General features: G+C 43.3%; 1 pseudogene. It reads left to right on the top strand.

Annotated elements, in window-relative coordinates:
- Positions 1-614: 614 nt before the first annotated feature.
- Positions 615-691, top strand: a pseudogene (locus AACV20_RS14190) (lipocalin family protein); the annotation flags it as partial.

The following is a 691-nucleotide window of genomic DNA, read 5'->3' as shown; positions in this document are numbered from 1 at the left end:
GTCAATTGGTTGGCCTAACAAACGGCTCAAGAGGGATTGCCAACGCGTGGCGACTTTAGTGCAAAATTGAAGTTCAGTGATTACGGTGTGTTTTTTGAGTTCGGCGGTGCGTTGTCAACCCCTTAGCCGGGCGTTAGGCAAAGTGAGTTTTTATCAGCTAAATCGGGTTTGAATTGAACGGTGAATTCAATGTTCTCATGGCTGGACTTAAGCAATAAATCGTCATCACATATTTGTTGTTTCTTGATCGCGTTGGGTTGCTTAGCGCTGTAAATTCAGCGGCGAAATAACCTTCAGCATCCAAACGTCCGCCGAGCATGCTACGCTCGTCACTTTTCTTCCAAATCGCTCAATTTGAGTTTTTTGTTTCTTTGCTGCGTTGGAGTTTTGGTTTATAAATGAATCGGTTAGTGTTTTTCAAGTTTACAAAAAGCTTTGTTCTTGGGTTTTGAAAGTATTGTTGTCAATTGGTTGGCCTAACAAACGGCTCAAGAGGGATTGCCAACGCGTGGCGGCTTTAGCGTAAAATTGAAGTTCAATGTTTACAGTGTGTTTTTTGAGTTCGGCGGTGCGTTGTCAACCCCTTAGCCGGGCGTTAGGTATTTGGAGGCATCATGAGATCAATCTTGTTGATTATTTGTACTGTTTTATTAAACGGCTGCTTGGGTATGCCCGAATCAGTAAAGCCTGT

This window comes from Vibrio sp. B4-6, from assembly GCF_963888245.1.
Classification (GTDB): domain Bacteria; phylum Pseudomonadota; class Gammaproteobacteria; order Enterobacterales; family Vibrionaceae; genus Vibrio; species Vibrio anguillarum.
Note: the sequence above shows the minus strand (reverse complement) of the source record. Positions and strands in the feature narration are given on the sequence as shown.